1 protein-coding gene is annotated in these 435 nt (G+C 56.1%); it reads left to right on the top strand.

Annotation, left to right across the window (positions count from 1 at the left end):
* Positions 1–354: hypothetical protein (locus tag AC1RPQ_RS07945; protein ID WP_481762254.1), on the top strand; the 354-nt coding region annotated here is incomplete at its 5' end.
* Positions 355–435: the final 81 nt, after the last annotated feature.

Genomic DNA, 435 nt, shown 5'->3' with positions numbered 1-435 from the left:
ATCCTGAAAAGGGCACTCGAACTCATCGAGGACGGGGATGAGTCCTTTGTGTGCTTCGCGATCAAGAGAGCTGCGTGCGAGTACCGTGTGAGTCGCATGTGGCAGTCGGACGCCAAGCTGGGCGCGGAAATGGCGCAGCAGGTGCAAGACAATCTGCGTACTGCGTGTATTGAGCGCGTGTCGAGCCCGCCGGCTCTTGAGATGCTGCGGGCCGGCAGCGTCGTTGTACTGGAACAATATGTCGAGACGTTCGATTCCACGTGGTCGCAAGACCGTAAGGGGATGAAAGCGACGCGCATCGCATGGGTCCAGCACATGATCCAACAATTGGAGGAATCGCGTGAAACTGCATAAACGTGTACTCGAATGCCAGAGCGCGTCCGTCGAGTTCGATTCGATGTTTCTTGCTATCGAACAGAAGTACAAGCTCACAGC

It is taken from the genome of Dellaglioa sp. CoH-57-MRSF-21, from assembly GCF_056781915.1.
This window is presented reverse-complemented; position numbering and strand designations above follow the sequence as displayed.